Raw genomic sequence first — 19,251 nt, 5'->3', positions numbered from 1 at the left:
GCGATTGACCCATTCGCGCGCCCACCCCGTACTCGGCGGCTACTCGGTGCGCAGGCGGAACCAGTAGAAGCCGTGCCCCGCGAGCGTGAGGAGGTACGGCCACTCGCCGATCGGCGGGAAGCGCACGTCACCCGTGAGCTCCACCGGGACCCGCCCGTTGAACGACCGCAGGTCCAGTTCGGTGGGCTGCGCGAAGCGGGAGAAGTTGTGCACGCACAGCACCAGGTCGTCCCCGTACTCGCGCAGGAAGGCCAGTACCGCCGGGTTGGACGAGGGCAGTTCGGTGTACGAGCCGAGGCCGAAGGCCGGGTTCGCCTTGCGGACCTCGATGAGCCTGCGGGTCCAGTGCAGCAGTGAGGAGGGCGATGCCATCGCGGCCTCGACATTGGTGACCTGGTACCCGTAGACCGGGTCCATGATGACCGGCAGGTTCAGCCTGCCCGGATCGCAGGAGGAGAAACCGGCGTTGCGGTCCGGGGTCCACTGCATCGGGGTGCGCACCCCGTCGCGGTCGCCGAGCCAGATGTTGTCGCCCATGCCGATCTCGTCGCCGTAGTAGAGCACCGGCGAGCCGGGCAGCGACAGCAGCAGGGCGGTGAACAGCTCCATCTGGTTGCGGTCGTTGTCGAGGAGCGGGGCGAGCCGGCGCCGGATGCCGATGTTGGCCCGCATCCGCGGGTCCTTGGCGTACTCGGCGTACATGTAGTCGCGCTCTTCGTCGGTGACCATCTCGAGGGTGAGCTCGTCGTGGTTGCGCAGGAAGATGCCCCACTGGCAGCGGTCCGGGATCGCCGGGGTCTTGGCCAGGATTTCGGAGACGGGATAGCGCGACTCTCTTCGTACGGCCATGAAGATGCGCGGCATGACGGGGAAATGGAACGCCATGTGGCATTCGTCCCCGCCGCTCGCGAAGTCGCCGAAGTAGTCGACGACGTCCTCGGGCCACTGGTTGGCCTCGGCGAGCAGCACGGTGTCGGGGTAGTGCGCGTCGATCTCGGCGCGGACCCGCTTGAGGAGCCGGTGGGTGCGCGGCAGGTTCTCGCAGTTGGTGCCCTCCTCGGCGTACAGGTAGGGCACGGCGTCGAGCCGGAAGCCGTCGATGCCGAGGTCGAGCCAGAAGCGCAGTGCCGAGACGATCTCCTCCACGACGGCCGGGTTCTCGTAGTTGAGGTCCGGCTGGTGCGAGAAGAAGCGGTGCCAGTAGTACTGCTTGCGGACCGGGTCGTACGTCCAGTTCGAGGTCTCGGTGTCGATGAAGATGATGCGGGCGTCCTGGTACTGCTTGTCGTTGTCGGCCCACATGTAGTAGTCGCCGTACGGACCGTCCGGGTCCTTGCGGGACTGCTGGAACCACTCGTGCTGGTCGCTCGTGTGGTTCATGACGAAGTCGATGATCACCCGCATGCCGCGGTGGTGCGCGGCGTCCACGAACTCCACGAAGTCGGCGAGGTCGCCGAACTCGGGCAGCACGGACGTGTAGTCGGCGACGTCATAGCCCCCGTCACGGAGCGGCGAGGCGAAGAACGGCGGCAGCCAGAGGCAGTCGACGCCCAGCCACTGCAGGTAGTCGAGCTTGGCGGTGAGCCCCTTCAGGTCTCCTACGCCGTCGCCGTTGCTGTCGTGGAAGGACCGTACGAGCACCTCGTAGAAGACCGCCCGCTTGAACCAGTCGGGATCGCGGTCCTTCGCGGGGGTGTCCTCGAACGTGTCGTGGACGGGATCGTTGATCATCATGTGGTGGGTGACCCTCCGGTGGGCGGGGACGGTCGCAGAGCCGCGAGTACGTGTGCGGGCGTTCGGCCCGGCTCCAGGCGTACGTAGTTGGCCCTGCCCCAGTGGTAGGTCTCGCCGGTGAGCTCGTCGCGCACCGCGAGGGACCCGTGCCAGTCGAGGCCGAGTACCGGCATGTCCAACGAGACCGTCGCCTCCTGGGTGTGGTGCGGATCGAGGTTGACGACCACCAGTACGGAATTGGCGCCCGCGTGCTTCGAATAGGCGATCACCTGGTCGTTGTCGGTCGTGTGGAAATGGATGTCGCGCAGCTGCTGGAGCGCCGGGTTGCGGCGGCGCATCCGGTTCAGGGCGGTGATCAGCGGGGCGATCGTGCGGCCCTCGCGGTCCGCGGCCGCCCAGTCGCGTGGCCGGAACTCGTACTTCTCGGAGTTCAGGTACTCCTCGCTGCCCTCCCGGACCGGGGTGTTCTCGCAGAGCTCGTACCCGGCGTAGACGCCCCAGGTGGGGGAGAGGGTGGCGGCGAGGACGGCGCGCACCTCGAAGGCGGGGCGGCCGCCCTGCTGGAGGTACTCGTGGAGGATGTCGGGCGTATTGACGAAGAAATTCGGCCGCATGACGGAGGCGGAGCGGGTGTCCGCGAGCTCGGTCAGGTACTCGGTCAGCTCGGCCTTCGTGTTGCGCCAGGTGAAGTACGTGTACGACTGCTGGAAGCCGATGGCGGCGAGCGTGCGCATCATGGCGGGCCGGGTGAAGGCCTCGGCCAGGAAGATCACGTCGGGGTCGGACTTGTTGATGTCCGCGATCACCTTCTGCCAGAAGACGACCGGCTTGGTGTGCGGATTGTCCACCCGGAAGATGCGGACCCCGTGCTCCATCCAGTACCGCAGGATGCGGACGGTCTCCTCGACGAGCCCGGCCATGTCGGTGTCGAAGTGGATCGGGTAGATGTCCTGGTACTTCTTCGGCGGGTTCTCGGCGTACGCGATCGTCCCGTCGGCCCGGTGGCGGAACCACTCGGGGTGCTTCTCCACCCAGGGGTGGTCCGGGGAGCACTGGAGCGCGAAGTCGAGCGCGATCTCCATGCGCAGCTCGCGGGCGCGGGCGACGAAGGCGTCGAAGTCCTCGATCGTGCCGAGGTCGGGGTGGACGGCGTCGTGGCCGCCTTCGGTGGAGCCGATGGCCCACGGCACCCCGGGGTCCCAACTTCCAGCCGAAAGAGTGTTGTTCGGGCCCTTGCGGTACGTACTCCCAATGGGGTGGATCGGTGGCAGGTACACCACGTCGAATCCCATCGCGGCGACGGCCGGCAGCCGCTCGGCGGCGGTGCGCAGCGTTCCGCTCACGGGCTCCTCGCCGGGCTCGACGACGGCGCCCTCGGAGCGCGGGAACATCTCGTACCAGGAGCCGAAGAGGGCCCGCTTGCGCTCCACGACCAGCGGCAGGGCCTTGGAGGCGGTGACCAGCTCCCGGTACGGGCGCCGGGCGAGGGCGGCCTGGACCGGGGGCGCGAGGGCGGCGGCGTACCGCAGCGAGACCGGGCGGTCCTCGTCGCGCATCGCCTCGGCGGCGGCCAGGACGTGCTCGCGGCCGTCCTTCTTCGGGATCCGGGAGCCGGCCCGTTCGTAGAGCTCGGCGCCTTCGAGCAGCGTGAGCCCGGGGTCGATGCCCGCGGGGATCTTGATGGCGGCGTGGGCCTGCCAGGTGCCGACCGGGTCGCTCCACGCCTCGACGGTGTACGTCCACCTCCCCTCGACCTCGGCGGAGACCCGCGCGCCCCACCGGTCGGTGCCGGGCGCGAGCTCGCGCATCGGCACGGGGGGCCGCAGCCGCCCGGCGGGGTCGCGGAGCACGACATGGGCGGCGACGGCGTCGTGGCCCTCGCGGAACACGGTGGCGGAGATCTCGAAGACCTCTTCCACGACCGCCTTGGCGGGTCTGGCCCCGCAGTCGACGGCGGGGCGGACGTCCAGCACGGGAATGCGACCGATCATGATGGGATCACCTGGGGGCAGTTCGCAGGGCTCGGTGACAACAGCCCAGCCGGAGCACCGGCTGGTCGTGCACGCTCTGTTCGCTCTGTTTCTAGCCGCTCGGAAGACGGCTGGGCTGCGGGCATGGCCGCTCCTGTCCGCGTTCACTCGGGTGGCGGGAGAGGTGGTGGGGCGGGGTGCCGTGCGTGTACGCGGGGAGCCCTGCCCACTCTCACCCCGCTCAATCCGTGCGCTCGGTTAACTACTCGTACGTAGTCGCGCGGCCCAGACCAAGGTCTTGGCCGACATCTGCCGAGGCTCAGTCAAGTCGGTTGGGACTAACGGATGTACGTCGTGAAACCCCCGCCCCACGGGCACCGCAGGCACCATCTGCGACCGGTTATTTGGGGCGGTGAGGGCGGAATATCCGGAGTGACAGCGCTCTCCGGAGGAGGGATCATGGGGCCCGTCTCGGTGAGTTCCGCGTGCGTTTCCGACCGACGGAATGTCCTGAATTCACTTCACCTTTTTCGAAGGAACGTTCCTGTTGCGTCCCACTCGTACGGTGGTCCTGCTCGCCGCGGGCCTCGTCACTCTTTTCGGTGTCCCCGGCGCCGCCGCGGCCGATACGCCGGCCTCGCTCTACGTCGACAACGCCGACGCCCACTGCTCCGACGCCGGCTCCGGCGCACAGGCGGCCCCGTTCTGTACGATCTCGGCGGCCGCCAGGATCGTGAAGCCGGGCCAGACCGTGCGGATCGCACCGGGCGAGCCGTACGACGAGTCCGTCACCGTCGACCGCTCCGGCGAGCCGGGCAGGCCGATCGCCTTCGTGTCCGGCGCGGCCGACGGCTACAGCCGGGTGGACCTGGGCAAGGGCCTGACCGTCAGCGGTGCGGGCCACGTGGTGGTGCGCGGGATGTACATCGGCGACGGCATCCGCGTCTCCCGGTCCACCGACGTCGAGTTGGACCGGATCCACAGCGGCGGGGGTGAGCTCGACGGCCTCGTCGTCGGGGAAGCAAGCGCGGACGTGCGCTTCACCCGCAGCTCGGTGTGGGGGGTCCGGATCGAGGGCGGCGCGCGGGGCACCGTCCTCAGCCGCAACGAGCTCAACGGAACCCTGGGGTCGAGCAACGTCGCGGTGGTGGACGCGCCCGGCACGGTCATCACCAACAACGACTTCTCCGCCCTCTGCGGGGCGACCGTGTCGTTCAGCGGCGCCTCGACCGGCTCCGCACTGTTCAACAATGTGATCTTCAGCGAGTCCACCCACAGCAGTTGCCGCTCGGCGGGTCCGCGGGGCGGCCTCGACGTGTCGCAGAGCGCGGCCGAGGGCACGCGAGTCGACTACAACGTGTTCAGCGGTCACGGAACGCCGGCGGTGAACCCATACACCTGGGCCGGCAAGGCCTACCCGGGCCCGGCGGCCTTCCAGGCCGCCACCGGCCAGGGCGCGCACGACCTCCTGGCCCCCGACGGCTACAAGGTCGGCGCGATCGACGGCTCACCCACCATCGACTCGGCCGACGCGACCGCTCCGGGCGTCCTGCCCACCGACATCTACGGCAAGCCCGCCGCCGACGACCCCCGCGTCCCGAACACCGGCAAGGACGGCGGCTATCTGGACCGCGGCGCCCGCGAGACCCAGGACCGGCTGAAGGGTGTCCGGCTGGACCTCGACCAGTACTGGGCGCCGGTGGGCACCACGGTGAAGGCGACGGCCGTCGCGGACAACCGCTGGCCGGGCGCGCTGACCTTCCGCTACGACTTCGGTGACGGCACGGCCCCCACCGTGACCAGGGCGACCACGGCGGAACACGTCTACAACGCGCCCTGTGCGTGGTGCGCGGTCACGGTGACGGCCGTCTCCGACGCCGGGGAGACGGTGTCCGACTCGAAGTCGACGAACGTGACCGCAGCCGGTCCGCTCACCGCTGCCCTCACCGTGGATCCCGTTCTGCCGACCTCGGACAACCCGATCGGCCACACCCGTCCGCTGAGCGTGGGCGTCGACCTCTCGGCCTCCGCTGCGCCGTGGCCGGTGGAGAGCGTGGACTTCGACTTCGGTGACGGCGCCACCGAGCACCAGACCGGTCTGTCCGGCACGGGTCACACCTACGCCCGGCCCGGTGAGTACAAGGTGACGCTCACCCTCCGCGACGCGAAGGGGGCCACGTCCACGGCCACCCGGAGCGTGAAGGTCGACTACGCGCCGTCCGGCTATGTCGCCACGGCCCCGTTCCGGCTGCTGGACACGCGGAGCAACGGCACCGTCCTCCGGGGCGGAAGCCCCACCGCGGTGACCCTGCCGGTCGGGCTGTCCGTTCCGGATCACGTCCTGTCCGGCAGCATGGCCGCCGCCGTCCTCAACGTGACCGTCACCGGGGCCTCCGAGGACACCCACCTGAGCGTGTGGCCCTCCGGCCAGCCGCGCCCGGAGACCTCGAACGTCAACGTCCGCAAGGGCGGTACCTCCTCCAACACGGTCACCGTGCCGGTCGGCGCCGACGGCAAGGTCTCGGCCCAGCTCAACTCCGGCAGCGCCGCGCTCGTCGTCGACTTCGTCGGCTACTACCAGCCCGGGATCGGCCAGCGGTTCAGCCCGATCGCCCCGACCCGCCTCGCCGACACCCGCGCCGCCGGCGGAGCGCTCGGCGCCGGCCAGACCCGGACCGTCAAGGTGGCCGGAGTGGGCGCGATCCCCGCCGACGCCACCGCCGTCGCGCTCAACCTGACCGGAACCGCCAGCACCGAGAACGCCCACGTCATCGCCTACCCCGACCCGGCGAAGCGGCCCGCGACCTCGAACCTCAACCTGGAACCCGGCAAGGACAAGTCGAACCAGGCCATCGTCCCGGTCGGCCCCGGCGGCACGATCACCCTCTACACCAACACCGGCTCCACGCACCTGGTCCTCGACGCGGTGGGCTGGTACGGCAAGGACGGCAAGGCCCTGTTCACGCCGACCGTGCCGCGCCGCCTCGCCGACACCCGCGCCACCGGCAAGCTCGCCCCCGGCGCCACCACCACCGTGGCCGGCCTGCCCGCCGGCGCCATAGGCGCCGCGCTCAACGTCACCGCGACCGACTCCACCGGCCCCGGGTTCCTGACCGTGTACGGATACGGCACCGCCCGGCCGGAGGCCAGCAGCCTCAACACCCGTCCCGGTGACACCGTCCCCAACCACGTCACCACCCCGGTGGCCGACGGCCGCGTCAGCATCTCCAACAGCCACGGCGGCAGCACCCACGTGATCACCGACCTGCTCGGCTACTTCACGCAGCCCTGACCCGTACCGACCGACCCGCAGCACCCGCAACACCCGCAACACCCGCCGCCCCGGCCACCCGTGCACCGCACGCGGCGGCCGGGGCGGCGGCGTTCGGCGGCCGAGGCACCGTGGCAGGGCGGGGCGAGGTGAAGCTAGCCTTCCCGGGGTGATGCGCGGACGCACAGCGTGGTGCGGCCGCTTCGATCCGCAATCGCCTGCGAAGGTAGAACGTGTGAAGGCTATCCGTCGATTCACCGTGCGCCCCGTCCTCCCGGAACCATTGCTTCCGCTTGCCGATCTCGCGCGTAATCTGCGCTGGTCCTGGCATGCCGAGACCCGTGAACTCTTCCAATCCGTCGACCCCGAGGGCTGGCAGGCCGCCGGCGGCGATCCCGTCCGGCTGCTCGGCGCGGTCTCCGCACCCCGGCTCGCGGAACTGGCCGGCGACCGGCGGTTCCTGCGGCGGCTCGCCGTCGTCGCCGCCGACCTCGACGACTACGTCCACGGCGGGAGGTGGTACCAGAGCCACGAGGACCATGCCGAGCTGCCCGCCGGGATCGCCTACTTCTCCCCCGAGTTCGGGATCACCGCCGCCCTGCCGCAGTACTCCGGCGGGCTCGGGATCCTCGCCGGGGACCACCTCAAGGCCGCCAGCGACCTCGGCGTCCCCCTCATCGGAGTGGGACTGCTGTACCGCCACGGCTACTTCCGCCAGTCCCTCTCCCGCGACGGCTGGCAGCAGGAGCACTACCCCGTCCTCGACCCCAACGAGCTCCCCGTCTCCCTGCTGCGCGACGGCGAGGGGGCCCCGGCCCGGGTGACCCTGAGCCTGCCCGGCGGCCGGGCCCTGCACGCTCACATCTGGCAGGCCCGCGTCGGCCGCGTACCGCTGCTGCTCCTCGACTCCGACGTCGAGGACAACGACTCCGGCGCCCGCGAGGTGACCGACCGGCTCTACGGCGGCGGCAGCGACCACCGCCTCCTCCAGGAGATGCTGCTCGGCATCGGAGGCGTGCGCGCGGTGCGCACGTACTGCGGGATCACCGGGCATCCCGACCCCGAGGTGTTCCACACGAACGAGGGACACGCCGGCTTCCTCGGGCTCGAACGCATAAGGGAACTGGAAGGGGAGCAGGGGCTCGGCTTCGAGGCCGCCGTCGAGGCGGTGCGCGCCGGGACCGTGTTCACCACGCACACGCCGGTGCCCGCCGGCATCGACCGCTTCGAGCGGGCCCTGGTCGCCCGGCACTTCGGGCCCGGCGCGGAGCTGGCCGCCCTGCCGGTCGACCGGATCCTGGAACTGGGCGCCGAGTCCTATCCCGGCGGCGACCCCGGGGTCTTCAACATGGCGGTGATGGGGCTGCGCCTGGCCCAGCGGGCCAACGGGGTCTCCACCCTGCACGGGGCGGTCAGCCGCGGCATGTTCGCCGGGCTGTGGCCGGGCTTCGACCCGGCCGACGTGCCGATCACCTCCGTGACCAACGGTGTGCACGCCCCGACCTGGGTGGCCCCCGAGGTGGTCCGCCTCGGCGTCCGCCAGATCGGTGCCGGGCGGACCGAGGACGCCCTGTCGGTGGGCGGCTCCCAGCGCTGGGACGCGGTCGCCGACATCGCCGACCAGGACATCTGGGACCTGCGGCGCGTACTGCGCGAGCAGCTGGTGCAGGAGGTGCGCGACCGGCTGCGGGCCTCGTGGCTCCAGCGCGGGGCCGCGGAGGCCGAACTCGGCTGGGTGGACTCCGTACTCGACCCGGACGTGCTCACCATCGGGTTCGCCCGGCGCGTGCCCTCGTACAAGCGGCTCACGCTGATGCTGCGCGACCCCGAGCGGCTGCGCGCGCTGCTGCTCGACCCGGACCGGCCCGTGCAGATCGTCGTGGCGGGCAAGGCGCACCCGGCCGACGACGGGGGCAAGCGGCTCGTTCAGGAGCTGGTGCGGTTCTCCGACGATCCGCGGGTGCGGCACCGGATCGTCTTCCTGCCCGACTACGGCATGGCCATGGCGCAGAAGCTCTACCCGGGCTGCGACGTCTGGCTGAACAACCCGCTGCGGCCGCTGGAGGCCTGCGGCACCAGCGGGATGAAGGCGGCGCTCAACGGCTGCCTCAACCTGTCCGTACTGGACGGCTGGTGGGACGAATGGTTCGAACCGGACTTCGGCTGGGCCATCCCGACGGCCGACGGGCTCGGGACGGACGAGGACCGGCGCGACGACCTGGAGGCGGGCGCCCTCTACGAGTTGATCGAGGACCGGGTCGCGCCGCGGTTCTACGACCGGGCCGGCCGCAGCGGACTGCCGGTGCGGTGGATCGAGATGGTCCGGCGCACCCTCGTCTCGCTGGGGCCCAAGGTGCTCGCGGGCCGCATGGTGCGGGAGTACGTGGAGCGCCTGTACGCGCCGGCCGCGCGCGCCCACCGGGCCCTGAACGTGGACGCGGCACGGGACCTGGCCTGGTGGAAGGGCCGGGTCCGGGCGGCCTGGCCGCGGGTCGTCGTCGAGCACGTGGAGGCGCTGGCCGCGGCTCCGGTGAACGGCACCGCCGAGCTCGGGGCCACCCTGACCCTGCGCGTGCGGGTGGCGCTGGACGCGCTCACGCCCGAGGACGTGGAGGTGCAGGCCGTCGCCGGGCGGGTGGATCCGCAGGACGTGATCCGCGACGGGCGGCCCTTCCCGCTCAAGCCGACCGCCGGGCCCGACCTGGAGGGGCGCTGGATGTACGAGGGCCCGCTGGCCCTCGACCGTACGGGGCCCTACGGGTACACCGTACGGATCCTGCCGGCGCACCCGATGCTGGCGACACCGGCCGAACTGGGGCTGGTCGCGGCCCCGGTGGACACCGAATCGGCCGGTGACGCGGGCGCGGGGGGCGGCGTACTCCTGCGCTAGGTCAGGGGGCGGGCGGCGGATCGACCAGCCGCCCGCCCTCCACCAGCATCCCGGCCCGCTTGATGTTGCGCAGGGTCGGGATCACCTCCACGTGCTGGATGCCGGGCACCGCGCCGATCCGCTCGGTCATGTAGGTGTACAGCTCGTCGGTGTCCCGGCACACCACCGCGGCCATCAGGTTGGCCGTGCCCGTCACCGCGGCCGCGAACGGCACCTCCGGATGGCCGGCCAGCGCGGCGCCCGCCTCCGCCAGCCGCGCCGGCGCCGCGGTCAGCAACAGCGTCGCCTCCGCGTCGAAGCCCAGGGTCGAGGGGACGAGCTCCAGGTCGAAGTAGAGCGCCCGCAGCTCCCGCAGCCGGTCCAGCCGCCGGCGCGCGGTGGACTCCGACAGGCCGGAGGCCCGGGCCAGCTCCGGATAGCCGGCCCGGCCGTCGTGGGCCAGCACCGCGAGCAGCGCGTGCTCGGCCTCGTCCAGGGCGTACCGCTCCCGCTCCTGCCCGTGCACCACGGGCGGCCTGGCCGGGGCCCGCCCCAGCGCCGCGATCTGCTCGGGCCGCAGTACGTCCAGGCCGCACCACCCCGTCGGGCCGCCGATGTACACCCGCAGGATGGTGTGGGCGCTGACCCCGGTCACCCGGCGGGTGCGCGGGAGCTTGTCCAGCAGCAGGCCGTCGCGGTCCTGCCGGGTCCGGGCCTTGGTCAGGCAGTTGATCTCGGTGCCGCCGGAGCCGAGCTTCACCCAGGAGATGTCCGGCCGCCGGGCCAGCGCCTCGGCCACCGCGAGCGCGGCGTCCGGCGCGCACTGCACCCGCAGCCAGGATTCGAAGAGCCCGACCCGGTTGCCCAGCGGCAGCCCGATCACGCGGAGCAGGCCCGAGGTCCGCAGCCGGCGGTAGCGGCGCACCACCGTCTGGTCGGAGACCTCCAGCACCTCGGCGATCCTGCTGAAGGCGGCCCGGCCGTCGATCATCAGGGCCTGCATCAGGGCGCGGTCGAGGTCGTCCAGCTGTACGGGCGTGGACATGGTCATGGTCATGGTTTCCATCATGGCAGGGGTCCCGATGGGTGAAATCCGGCAGTCGTGGGGGGCTGGGTGGGGGATCTGCCGCCCGGATGGGAGTTTTGAGCCACCGCCAAACCCCACCCCACCCCCTGCCGGGCCTCCGGCCGGGTCCCGAGGAGTTCTCCCATGCGCAAATGGCTCCCGCTCACCGCGGTGTGCCTCGGGGCGTTCATGCTCCTGGTCGACGTCACGATCGTGATGGTCGCCCTGCCCGACATGGCCGCCGACATGCACACCGGTTTCGCCGGACTCCAGTGGGTCATGGACGTCTACGCCCTGGCCCTCGCCGCCCTGCTGCTCGGCGCCGGCTCCCTCGCCGACCGGATCGGCCGCCGCCGCGTCTACCTCGGCGGGCTCGGCATCTTCGCCGCCGCCTCGCTCGCCTGCGGACTGGCCGGGGGCCCGGCCGCGCTGATCGCCTTCCGCGCGGTCCAGGGCATCGGCGGCGCCGCGATGTTCGCCACCACCATGGCCCTGCTCAGCAGCGCGTACCAGGGCCGCGACCGCGGGGTCGCCTTCGGCGTCTGGGGCGCGGTCAACGGCGCCGCCGCCGCGGCCGGCCCGATCATCGGCGGGCTGCTCACCGAGCACTTCGGCTGGCGCTGGATCTTCTTCATCAACCTCCCCGTCTGCGCCCTGGCCGTGTACGTGACGAACCGGTCGGTCGCCGAGTCCCGCGACCCGCGGGCCAAGGGCCTCGACCTGCCCGGCATGGCCGCGTTCACCACCGGCGCGGCGGCCGTCACGTACGCGCTGATCCGGGTCGGCGAGAACGGCTGGACCGGCGCCGCCACCCTCGGCCTGTTCGGCCTGGGCACGGCCGCCTTCGCCGCCTTCGTCCTGGTCGAACTGCGCAGCCCCCGCCCGATGCTGGACCTCTCGCTGTTCCGCAGCCGCTCCTTCGTCGGCGTCATGGCCGGGGCGCTGCTGCTGTCCGGCGCGGCGTTCTCGTACCTGATGTACGTCTCCCTGTGGCTCCAGTCCGCGGAGGGGATGGGCCCGGTCTCCGCAGGGCTGGTGCTGGTGCCGCTGAGCATCTCCGCGTTCGCCGTCTCCGCGGTGGCCGGGCGGCTGCTGCACGGGGCTCCGGCGCGGCTGACCATCGGCGGCGGGCTGCTGCTGATCGGCGCGGGCGCGCTGCTCCAGGCCTGGATGACGGACGCGGGCGACGGCTGGCCCGCCCTGGTCCCGGGGCTGGTGGTGACCGGGCTCGGCGTGGGCATGGCGACCCCGGCGCTGGCGGCCGCCGCGATGGGGGCCGTGGCCCCGGCCCGGGCGGGCATGGCGGGCGGGGCCCTGAACACCGCGCGGCAGCTGGGCATGGCGCTCGGCGTCGCGGTGCTCGGTGCGGTCTTCCAGGCCGGGTTGCGCGACGGGCTCAGCGGCTCCGGCCAAGGGCACGGCACGGCCGAGGCGTTGGCCTCCGGCCGGGCCGGGCAGCTGCTGGCGGCGGGCCCGGCGGCCAGGGTCTGGGTCGAGGAGGCCTTCGCGAGCGGGCTGCGGGGGACCTTCCTGACGTCGGGGCTGATGGGGCTGGCGGGTGCACTGGTGGTGCTGGTGCTGGTCCGTACGAAGACTCCGGCGCAGGCGTCGGCTCAGGGCCCGGCGCAGGGCTCGGCTCAGGCCCCGGCCCGGGCATCGGCGCCGCTCCCGGGGCCGGCCGCCGCCGGCGCTCCGGCGTCCGAACGCGCGTCCGCGTAGCGGGTGCGGGCGGGACCGTACGGGCGCAGGCCACCGATCCGGGAGGGTGAACCTTCGAACGCGCTGCGCATGCCGAAACGTTCCGGCAAGGGGCGCCGCTCCTACGCTGCCCGCTGGATGCCACCGGACCGGCATTCAGTGCCCACAGAACGGACTGCTTCCCCATGCGTCTTCGCCCGACCGCCGTGGCGCTCCTCGGCGCCCTCACACTCGTCCTGCCGACCGCCGGCCCGTCGTTCGCCGGCGGCAACGACGACCTCGGCCGGCTGCAGTACATCATCGACAATGACGAGCGCGCGCAGATCCGCCCGGCGGACAACGACACCTGCTACGAGCTGACGGACACCTCGCGCAACCGCCCCGCGACGGCGGTGCACAACGGCACGGAGTCGCGCGCGCTGCTCTACCCGAACCGCGCGTGCGGCGGCCGGGTGGAGCGCGAGCTGCAGCCGGGCGACACGGTGTACAACGTCGAGGTCCTCTCGGTGAGTTTCGTGCCGGTCCGCAACCGCCGCGACGACTGGGGCGACAACCGTCGTGACGACTGGCGCGATGACGAAGACGACTTCCGCTCGCACCGGACCCCGATGGACGACCCCGAGCCGGGCCGGCAGCAGGACCACGGTCCAGCAGCAGGAGCCGGGCCAGGACCAGGCTCAGGAGCCCGGTCAGCAGCAGGAGCCGGGCCAGGACCAGGCTCAGGAGCCCGGTCAGCAGCAGGAGCCGGGCCAGGACCAGGCTCAGGAGCCGGGCCAGCAGCAGGAGCCGGGCCAGGGCCAGGCTCAGGAGCCCGGTCAGCAGCAGGAGCCGGGCCAGGGCCAGGCTCAGGAGCCGGGCCAGCAGCAGGAGCCGGGCCAGGAGCAGGCTCAGGAGCCGGGTCAGCAGCACGAGCCCGGCCAGCAGCAGGAGCCGGGCCAGGAGCAGGGGCAGGAGCCCGGTCAGCAGCAGGAGCCGGGCCAGGAGCAGGAGCACGGCCAGGACGAGGGCCGGCACGAGGGGCACCACGAGGGCGGGCACGACCTCTTCGACTCCATCTTCCCCAACGTGCTCTGACCTCCCGACCCGATGAGCGCGAGGGCCCGGCACCCACGGGGTGCCGGGCCCTCGCGGGTTCCTCCCTCAGGGCCGGACCCCCGCCGCCGGCCACCGCACCACGTCCGCCGCCTCCGGCTCGGCGGCACACCGGTGGACCAGACCGCGCGGGCCCCGTACGGGAGCCGGGGCGCAGGTCCCGTACCGTACGGGCACATGGAACAGGGCCGCCCGGGAGGGTTTCTCCCGGACGGCCCCGCGCTTTCATGGGGTCAGCCGTGTGGCTTCACCTGCCCCGGTGGGGTCAGAAGGTGAGCTTCCAGCTGTCGATCTTGCCGGTGTCCAGGCTGGCGAGGTCCGCGACGCGGAGCTTCCAGGTGCCCTGGGCGACCTCGGACGAGGCGTTCACCGTGAAGCTCTGGATGATGTTGTCCGCGCTGCCGCCGGTGCGGTTGCGCAGGTTGTAGACGGTGCCGTCGGGGGCGACCAGGTCGACCTTCAGGTCACCGACGTAGGTGTGGAGGATGTTGACGTCCACCTTGAGCGTGCTCGGCGCGTTGCCGGTGCGGGTCACCGTGATCGGCGACTCGACCGTCGCGTTGTCGGCGATCGCGTAGTCGTTCGTGTTCTCGAACACGTTCTGCTGGGACGTGCCGACGGTCCAGGTGAAGGACGTCGTGCCCGTCTTGCTCGCCGAGTCGGTCACCGTCACGGTCACGTTGGACGTGCCCGCGGTGGTGGCCGTGCCCGAGATCAGACCGGTCGAGGCGTTGATCGACAGGCCGGCCGGGAGACCGGTCGCCGCGTAGCTGAGCGCACCCGGGTTGGTGCTGGTCGCCTGGACCTGGAGGCTCACGGCGGTGTTGATCTGGGTGGTCTGGTTCGCGATCGGGGTGACCGAGACGCCGGACTGCGGCGGCCGGGCTCCGACGTTGATGCCGGCCCAGGCGTTGGCCACGTTGTTGTACGTGACCGAGTTCGCGCCGTACAGGTCGGCGGCGGCCTGGAGGGTCGCCGTGCGGGCGGCGGCGTAGTTGGTGTTCGACTTGAAGTAGCCCACCGTCAGGGCGCGGAACCAGATCTTCGCGGCGGCGTCGCGGCCGATCGCGGTGACCGGGAGGTTGTCCGAGGTCGGCGAGTTGTAGCTGACGCCGTTGATGACCTTGGCGCCGGAGCCCTCGGACATCAGGTAGAAGACGTGGTTGGCCGGACCCGAGGAGTAGTGGACGTCGATGCCGCCGATGCCCGAGTACCACGCGTCCTTGGAGCCGCCGTCCTTGCTCGGCTTGTCCATGTAGCGCAGCGGGGTGCCGTCGCCGTTGATGTCGATCTTCTCGCCGACCAGGTAGTCGCCGACGTCCTGCGGGTTGTTGGCGTAGAACTCGACGGCCGCCGCCATGATGTCGGAGGTCGCCTCGTTCAGGCCGCCGGGCTCACCGCTGTAGGTCATGTTGCCGGTGACCGAGGTGAGGCCGTGGGTCATCTCGTGGGCGGCCACGTCGATGGACGTCAGCGGGTGCGTGTTGCTCGTACCGTCGCCGTACGTCATGCAGAAGCAGGAGTCGTCCCAGAACGCGTTCACGTACGCGTTGCCGTAGTGGACCCGGCTGTACGGGGCCACGCCGTCGTTGCGCAGGCCGTTGCGGCCGTGCACGTTCTTGTAGTAGTCCCACGTCAGCTGTGCGCCGTAGTGCGCGTCGGCGCCGGCGGTCGCGCGGTTGGACGCGGCGCCGTTGCCCCACACGTCGGTCGTGTTGGTGAAGAGGCTGCCGGTGCCGGAGCTGCCGCCGTTGAGGTCGTACGTCTTGTGGTTGCCGCGCCCTGCGTCGGTCAGCGTGTAGTTGCTGCCCGACTGCGAGGTGCCCATCGTGACCTGGCCGCTGTACATGGTGTTGCCGGTGCCGGTCTCGATGGCCTGCCACTCGGTGATCTTCGCGCCCGTCTTGGCGTCGGTGACCACGTGCAGCTCGCTCGGGGTGCCGTCGTCCTGGAGGCCGCCGACGACGGTCTCGTAGGCGAGGACCGGGGCGCCCTCGGCGGCCCAGATCACCTTGCGGGCGCCCTTGGACGCCTTGGCGTCCTTGGAGCCCGCCGCGTTCGCCGCGGAGACGGCCTGGCCCTCGGCGCCGGCCGGGGTCACGGTCGCGGTGGTGTCCGCGACCTTGATCTCGTGGTTGGTCGCCTTGGTGATGCTCTTGGTGACGCCGCCCTTGGCGTGGACCGTCAGGTCGCCGCCGAGTACGGGGAGTCCGCCGTAGGTGCGCTCGTACGTGGTGTGCGTGGTGCCGTCGGCGTCCTTGACGACGTCGCGTACGACCAGCTTCTCCTGCTCGCCGAGGCCGAGGGCCTTGGCAGCCTGGACGGTGGTCGAGTTGGCGTCGGCTATGAGCGTCGCACGCTCGGACGGGCTGAGATTGACGGCGGCCGCGCCCGGGTTGGGCTGAGCGGCGTTGCGTGCCTGCGACGCGGTGGCGTCGGCGCTGGCGGTGCCGGCCTGGATGCCGACGGCAAGCAGTGCGGCGGCGGCGACGAGAGCGCCGGCCGCGGTGGCACGCCTGTGGGGGGTGTGACTCAACGCAGACTCCTTCTGCAAGGGGGGTTCCGGACGGCTGGGTGGGCCTCCGGGCAGAGCAGGCTGGTGCGAAGAACGGATCGAAGAGTGCCAGCTGCCGGCGTCGATGTCAGGGCCGCGTCAAAAGGTTGGCTGGAAACGGTTCGTTGACCGATGAGACGTATCCGGTATCCGAACCATTCACCTTCGCGTGCGAAAGGGGGCTCCGATATCTGGAACGGTTGGTACCGGTTGCTAACACTTGCGCAACAAGAGGTCTCGTTCGGTCAATCGGCATTTGTCGTACGGGCGTTTGTCGTACTGTTTCCCGGTGCGCCAGTTGTCCGGAGCCAGGGGAAGCCACGGGCACGCGCCACTGTCATAGACCACGTGCCAGGGGGGCCCATGAGGCATGTCCATTTTCCTGCGCAAAGACTGGCCGGAGCGGCGGCTGCATCCGCGGGGCTCGCGGCCGCCCCGGCGAGGCGGATCGGCGACAAGGCCCGCTGGTACCTGCCCGCTGCCCTCACGGCCGACTTCCTCGGCGCCGCGGTACCCGTAGCGCTGGTCTTCGAGGCGGCGCAGCAGGTCCGGCCGGTGTACTGCGCCCTCGGCGCCGCGCTCGCCTGGACCGGGGTGCAGGCGGTACGGCGTCGCTACGCCTCCCGCGCGCTGGGAGAATCCCGCGGAGTGCTGCCCGTCCTCCATGACTGGCTGATTCTGATCGGCGTCCTGGCCGTGGCCCGCGTGGTGACCGGCGAGAGCACCCCGCGGCTGTCCGCGCTCGGCGCCCTGCTGCCCGCCCTCCTCGTCACCGTCGCCTGCCACAAGCTGACCTACCGCCACCTCTCGGCGGCCCGCCGCGAGGCGCACGCCGTCAGCCGGGTCCTGGTGGTCGGCGAACCCGGCGCGGCCGGGGCCGTCATCGAACACCTGGCCGCGCGCACCGACCACCCCTACGTGGTCGTCGGCGTGGTGCCGGTCGGAGCCGGCCCGCTCGAAGGCGGGGTGCCCGTCGCGGCCCGGCTCGAAGAGAGCGTGCCCGAGGCCCCGAACGCGGACTCCGCCGCCGTGCTCGGCGCCGTCCGCAGCCACCACGCCGACCTCGTCCTGGTCGCCCCGGGCGCGCGGATCGCGGGGGAGCGGCTGCGCAAGGTCGCCTGGGCGCTGCACGACGCGGGGCTGGAACTCGCCGTCTTCCCGGGGCTCGTGGAGGTCTCCGTCAAGCGGCTGGAGACCCTGTCCGCGGGCGGCCTCGCCGTCCTGCGGGTGGCGCCGCCGGTGGGCCGGGGCATGCAGACCCTGCTCAAGTCGGTCCTCGACCGGACCGGGGCGGCCGTCGGGCTGCTGCTGCTCTCGCCGGTCTTCCTCGGCATCGTCCTGGCCATACGGCTCGGCTCGCGCGGCCCGGCGTTCTACCGCCAGCGGCGCATCGGGCGCGACGGGGTCCCGTTCGTCATGTGGAAGTTCCGCACCATGGTCGTGGACGCGGACCGGCTGAAGAACGAGCTGTCCGGGGCCAACGAGAACGACGGCCTGATGTTCAAGATCCGCCGCGACCCCCGGGTGACCCGGGTGGGCCGGCTGCTGCGCCGCACCTCCATGGACGAACTGCCCCAGCTGTTCAACGTGCTCAGCGGGCACATGTCACTGGTCGGCCCGCGCCCGCCGCTGCCGGAGGAGGTGGCCCAGTACGACGACGTCGAACTGCGCCGGCTCACCGTGCGGCCGGGCATGACCGGGCTGTGGCAGATCAGCGGACGCTCGGACCTCTCCTGGGACGAGACGATCCAGCTCGACCTGCAGTACGTCGACAACTGGTCGTTCACCAGCGACGTCGACGTCATGGGCCGTACCCTCCGCGCCGTCGTCGACGGCCGCGGAGCGTACTAGTACGAGGAGGTGCCCGGCGCGTGCGCTCAGCCCTGCTCGCGCCACCACCGGTAGGTGGCGGCGATGCCGTCCCGCAGCCCGATCTCCGGCTTCCAGCCCAGCGAGGTCAGGCGGGTGACGTCGAGGAGCTTGCGCGGCGTGCCGTCCGGCTTGGACGTGTCCCAGGCGAGCCGGCCGCGGAAGCCGGTCACCTCGGCGACGGTCTCGGCGAGGGCCTTGATGGTGAGGTCCTCGCCGCAGCCGATGTTGACCGGCTCGTCCCCGTCGTAGCTGCCCAGCAGCACCGCGCAGGCGGCCGCCAGGTCGTCCACGTGCAGGAACTCGCGGCGCGGGGTGCCGCTGCCCCACAGCGTGACCTCCTCGCGGCCCTCGGCTGCGGCCTCGTGGAAGCGCCGGATCAGGGCGGGCAGCACGTGCGAGGTCTCCAGGTCGAAGTTGTCGCCCGGGCCGTAGAGGTTCGTCGGCATCGCCGAGATGTACGAGGCCCCGTACTGCTTGCGGTACGACTGGACCTGGACGATCCCGGCGATCTTCGCCAGGGCGTACGCCTCGTTCGTCGGCTCCAGCGGGCCCGTCAGCAGGGCGTCCTCGCTGATGGGCTGCGGGGCCAGCTTCGGGTAGATGCAGGAGGAGCCCAGGAACAGCAGGCGGCCGACCCCGGCGGCGTGCGCGCCGCCGATGACGCTGAGCTGGATCTTGAGGTTGTCCTCCAGGAACTGCACCGGGTAGGTGCTGTTGGCCATGATCCCGCCGACCTTGGCCGCCGCCAGCACGACGGCGTCGGGGCGGACGTCCTTCAGGTACGCCTCCGTGGCGGCGGCGTCGCGCAGGTCGAGGTCGGCGCGGCCCCGGGTGAGCACCTCGTGGCCGTCGGCGGTGAGCCGGCGGGCGACCGCGGAGCCCACGAGGCCGCGGTGGCCCGCGACGAAGACGCGGGCGTTCGGGGGCAGGAGCGGCAGCGAACTTGTCATACCGCCGATGATGCCAGTCCGCCGCCGCGGGGTGCGGACGAGGTCCGGCCGCCGGACGGGGCCGCCCGGCCGCCGCGAGCGGAATCCGGGCGAAGGGGGCGGGTGCGGGCCGTGTACGGTACGCATCCAGCCTCGTACGGGTGGGGCGGCTGGGGCGGGGCCCCGCTCACCAGAA

At 71.8% G+C, this 19,251-nt stretch carries 10 protein-coding genes; 5 read left to right on the top strand and 5 right to left on the bottom strand.

Translation table 11 applies throughout. The annotated features are described in order from the left end of the window. Nucleotides 1–39 precede the first annotated feature (39 nt). Complete coding sequence (treS, locus tag IF02_RS0121305) at nt 40–1,734, bottom strand: maltose alpha-D-glucosyltransferase (RefSeq protein ID WP_030159257.1); 1,695 nt, start codon at nt 1,732–1,734, stop codon at nt 40–42. After that, nucleotides 1,731–3,725 carry an alpha-1,4-glucan--maltose-1-phosphate maltosyltransferase gene (locus IF02_RS0121300; protein ID WP_030159256.1) on the bottom strand — a complete coding sequence of 665 codons (1,995 nt, stop codon included), beginning with the start codon at nt 3,723–3,725 and terminating at the stop codon, nt 1,731–1,733. The genes treS and IF02_RS0121300 overlap by 4 nt, the downstream gene beginning before the upstream one ends. Before the next feature lie 526 nt (nt 3,726–4,251). On the opposite strand from IF02_RS0121300, the gene IF02_RS0121295 reads away from it, so the two are divergent. Next, entirely contained in the window at nt 4,252–6,996 is a 2,745-nt protein-coding gene (locus IF02_RS0121295; protein WP_158708528.1) for a PKD domain-containing protein, read from the top strand. A 214-nt stretch (nt 6,997–7,210) separates the two neighbouring features. Next, a complete protein-coding gene (gene glgP / locus IF02_RS0121290; protein WP_030159253.1) occupies nt 7,211–9,865 on the top strand; it encodes an alpha-glucan family phosphorylase in 2,655 nt (884 codons plus the stop codon). 1 nt (nt 9,866) lies between these two features. Here glgP and IF02_RS0121285 read toward each other — a convergent pair whose 3' ends face one another. Next, nucleotides 9,867–10,901, bottom strand: a complete 1,035-nt coding sequence (locus tag IF02_RS0121285) for an Lrp/AsnC family transcriptional regulator (RefSeq protein WP_234318282.1) — start codon at nt 10,899–10,901, stop codon at nt 9,867–9,869. Nucleotides 10,902–11,054: 153 nt separating this feature from the next. Here IF02_RS0121285 and IF02_RS0121280 point away from each other — a divergent pair, with 153 nt between their 5' ends. Together IF02_RS0121280 and IF02_RS34865 are read left to right on the top strand one after the other, a co-directional pair. Further along, on the top strand, nt 11,055–12,629 hold the full coding sequence (locus IF02_RS0121280) for an MFS transporter (protein ID WP_051696419.1): 1,575 nt from the start codon (nt 11,055–11,057) through the stop codon (nt 12,627–12,629). Between the two features lie 552 nt (nt 12,630–13,181). Then, nucleotides 13,182–13,682, top strand: a complete 501-nt coding sequence (locus tag IF02_RS34865) for a hypothetical protein (RefSeq protein ID WP_051696418.1) — start codon at nt 13,182–13,184, stop codon at nt 13,680–13,682. 283 nt (nt 13,683–13,965) lie between these two features. Here IF02_RS34865 and IF02_RS0121270 read toward each other — a convergent pair whose 3' ends face one another. Beyond that, entirely contained in the window at nt 13,966–16,236 is a 2,271-nt protein-coding gene (locus IF02_RS0121270; RefSeq protein ID WP_037836804.1) for a M4 family metallopeptidase, read from the bottom strand. Between the two features lie 381 nt (nt 16,237–16,617). Here IF02_RS0121270 and IF02_RS0121265 point away from each other — a divergent pair, with 381 nt between their 5' ends. Continuing rightward, the gene (locus IF02_RS0121265; RefSeq protein WP_030159245.1) at nt 16,618–18,105 is read left to right on the top strand and encodes a sugar transferase; all 1,488 of its coding nucleotides are present in this window, start codon (nt 16,618–16,620) and stop codon (nt 18,103–18,105) included. 26 nt (nt 18,106–18,131) lie between these two features. Here the strand turns inward: IF02_RS0121265 and IF02_RS0121260 are convergent, their stop codons facing one another. Further along, on the bottom strand, nt 18,132–19,076 hold the full coding sequence (locus tag IF02_RS0121260; RefSeq protein ID WP_030159243.1) for a GDP-L-fucose synthase family protein: 945 nt from the start codon (nt 19,074–19,076) through the stop codon (nt 18,132–18,134). Nucleotides 19,077–19,251: the final 175 nt, after the last annotated feature.

It is taken from the genome of Streptomyces sp. NRRL S-244 (assembly GCF_000717915.1).
In the GTDB taxonomy this organism is placed as follows: domain Bacteria; phylum Actinomycetota; class Actinomycetes; order Streptomycetales; family Streptomycetaceae; genus Streptomyces.
This window is presented reverse-complemented; position numbering and strand designations above follow the sequence as displayed.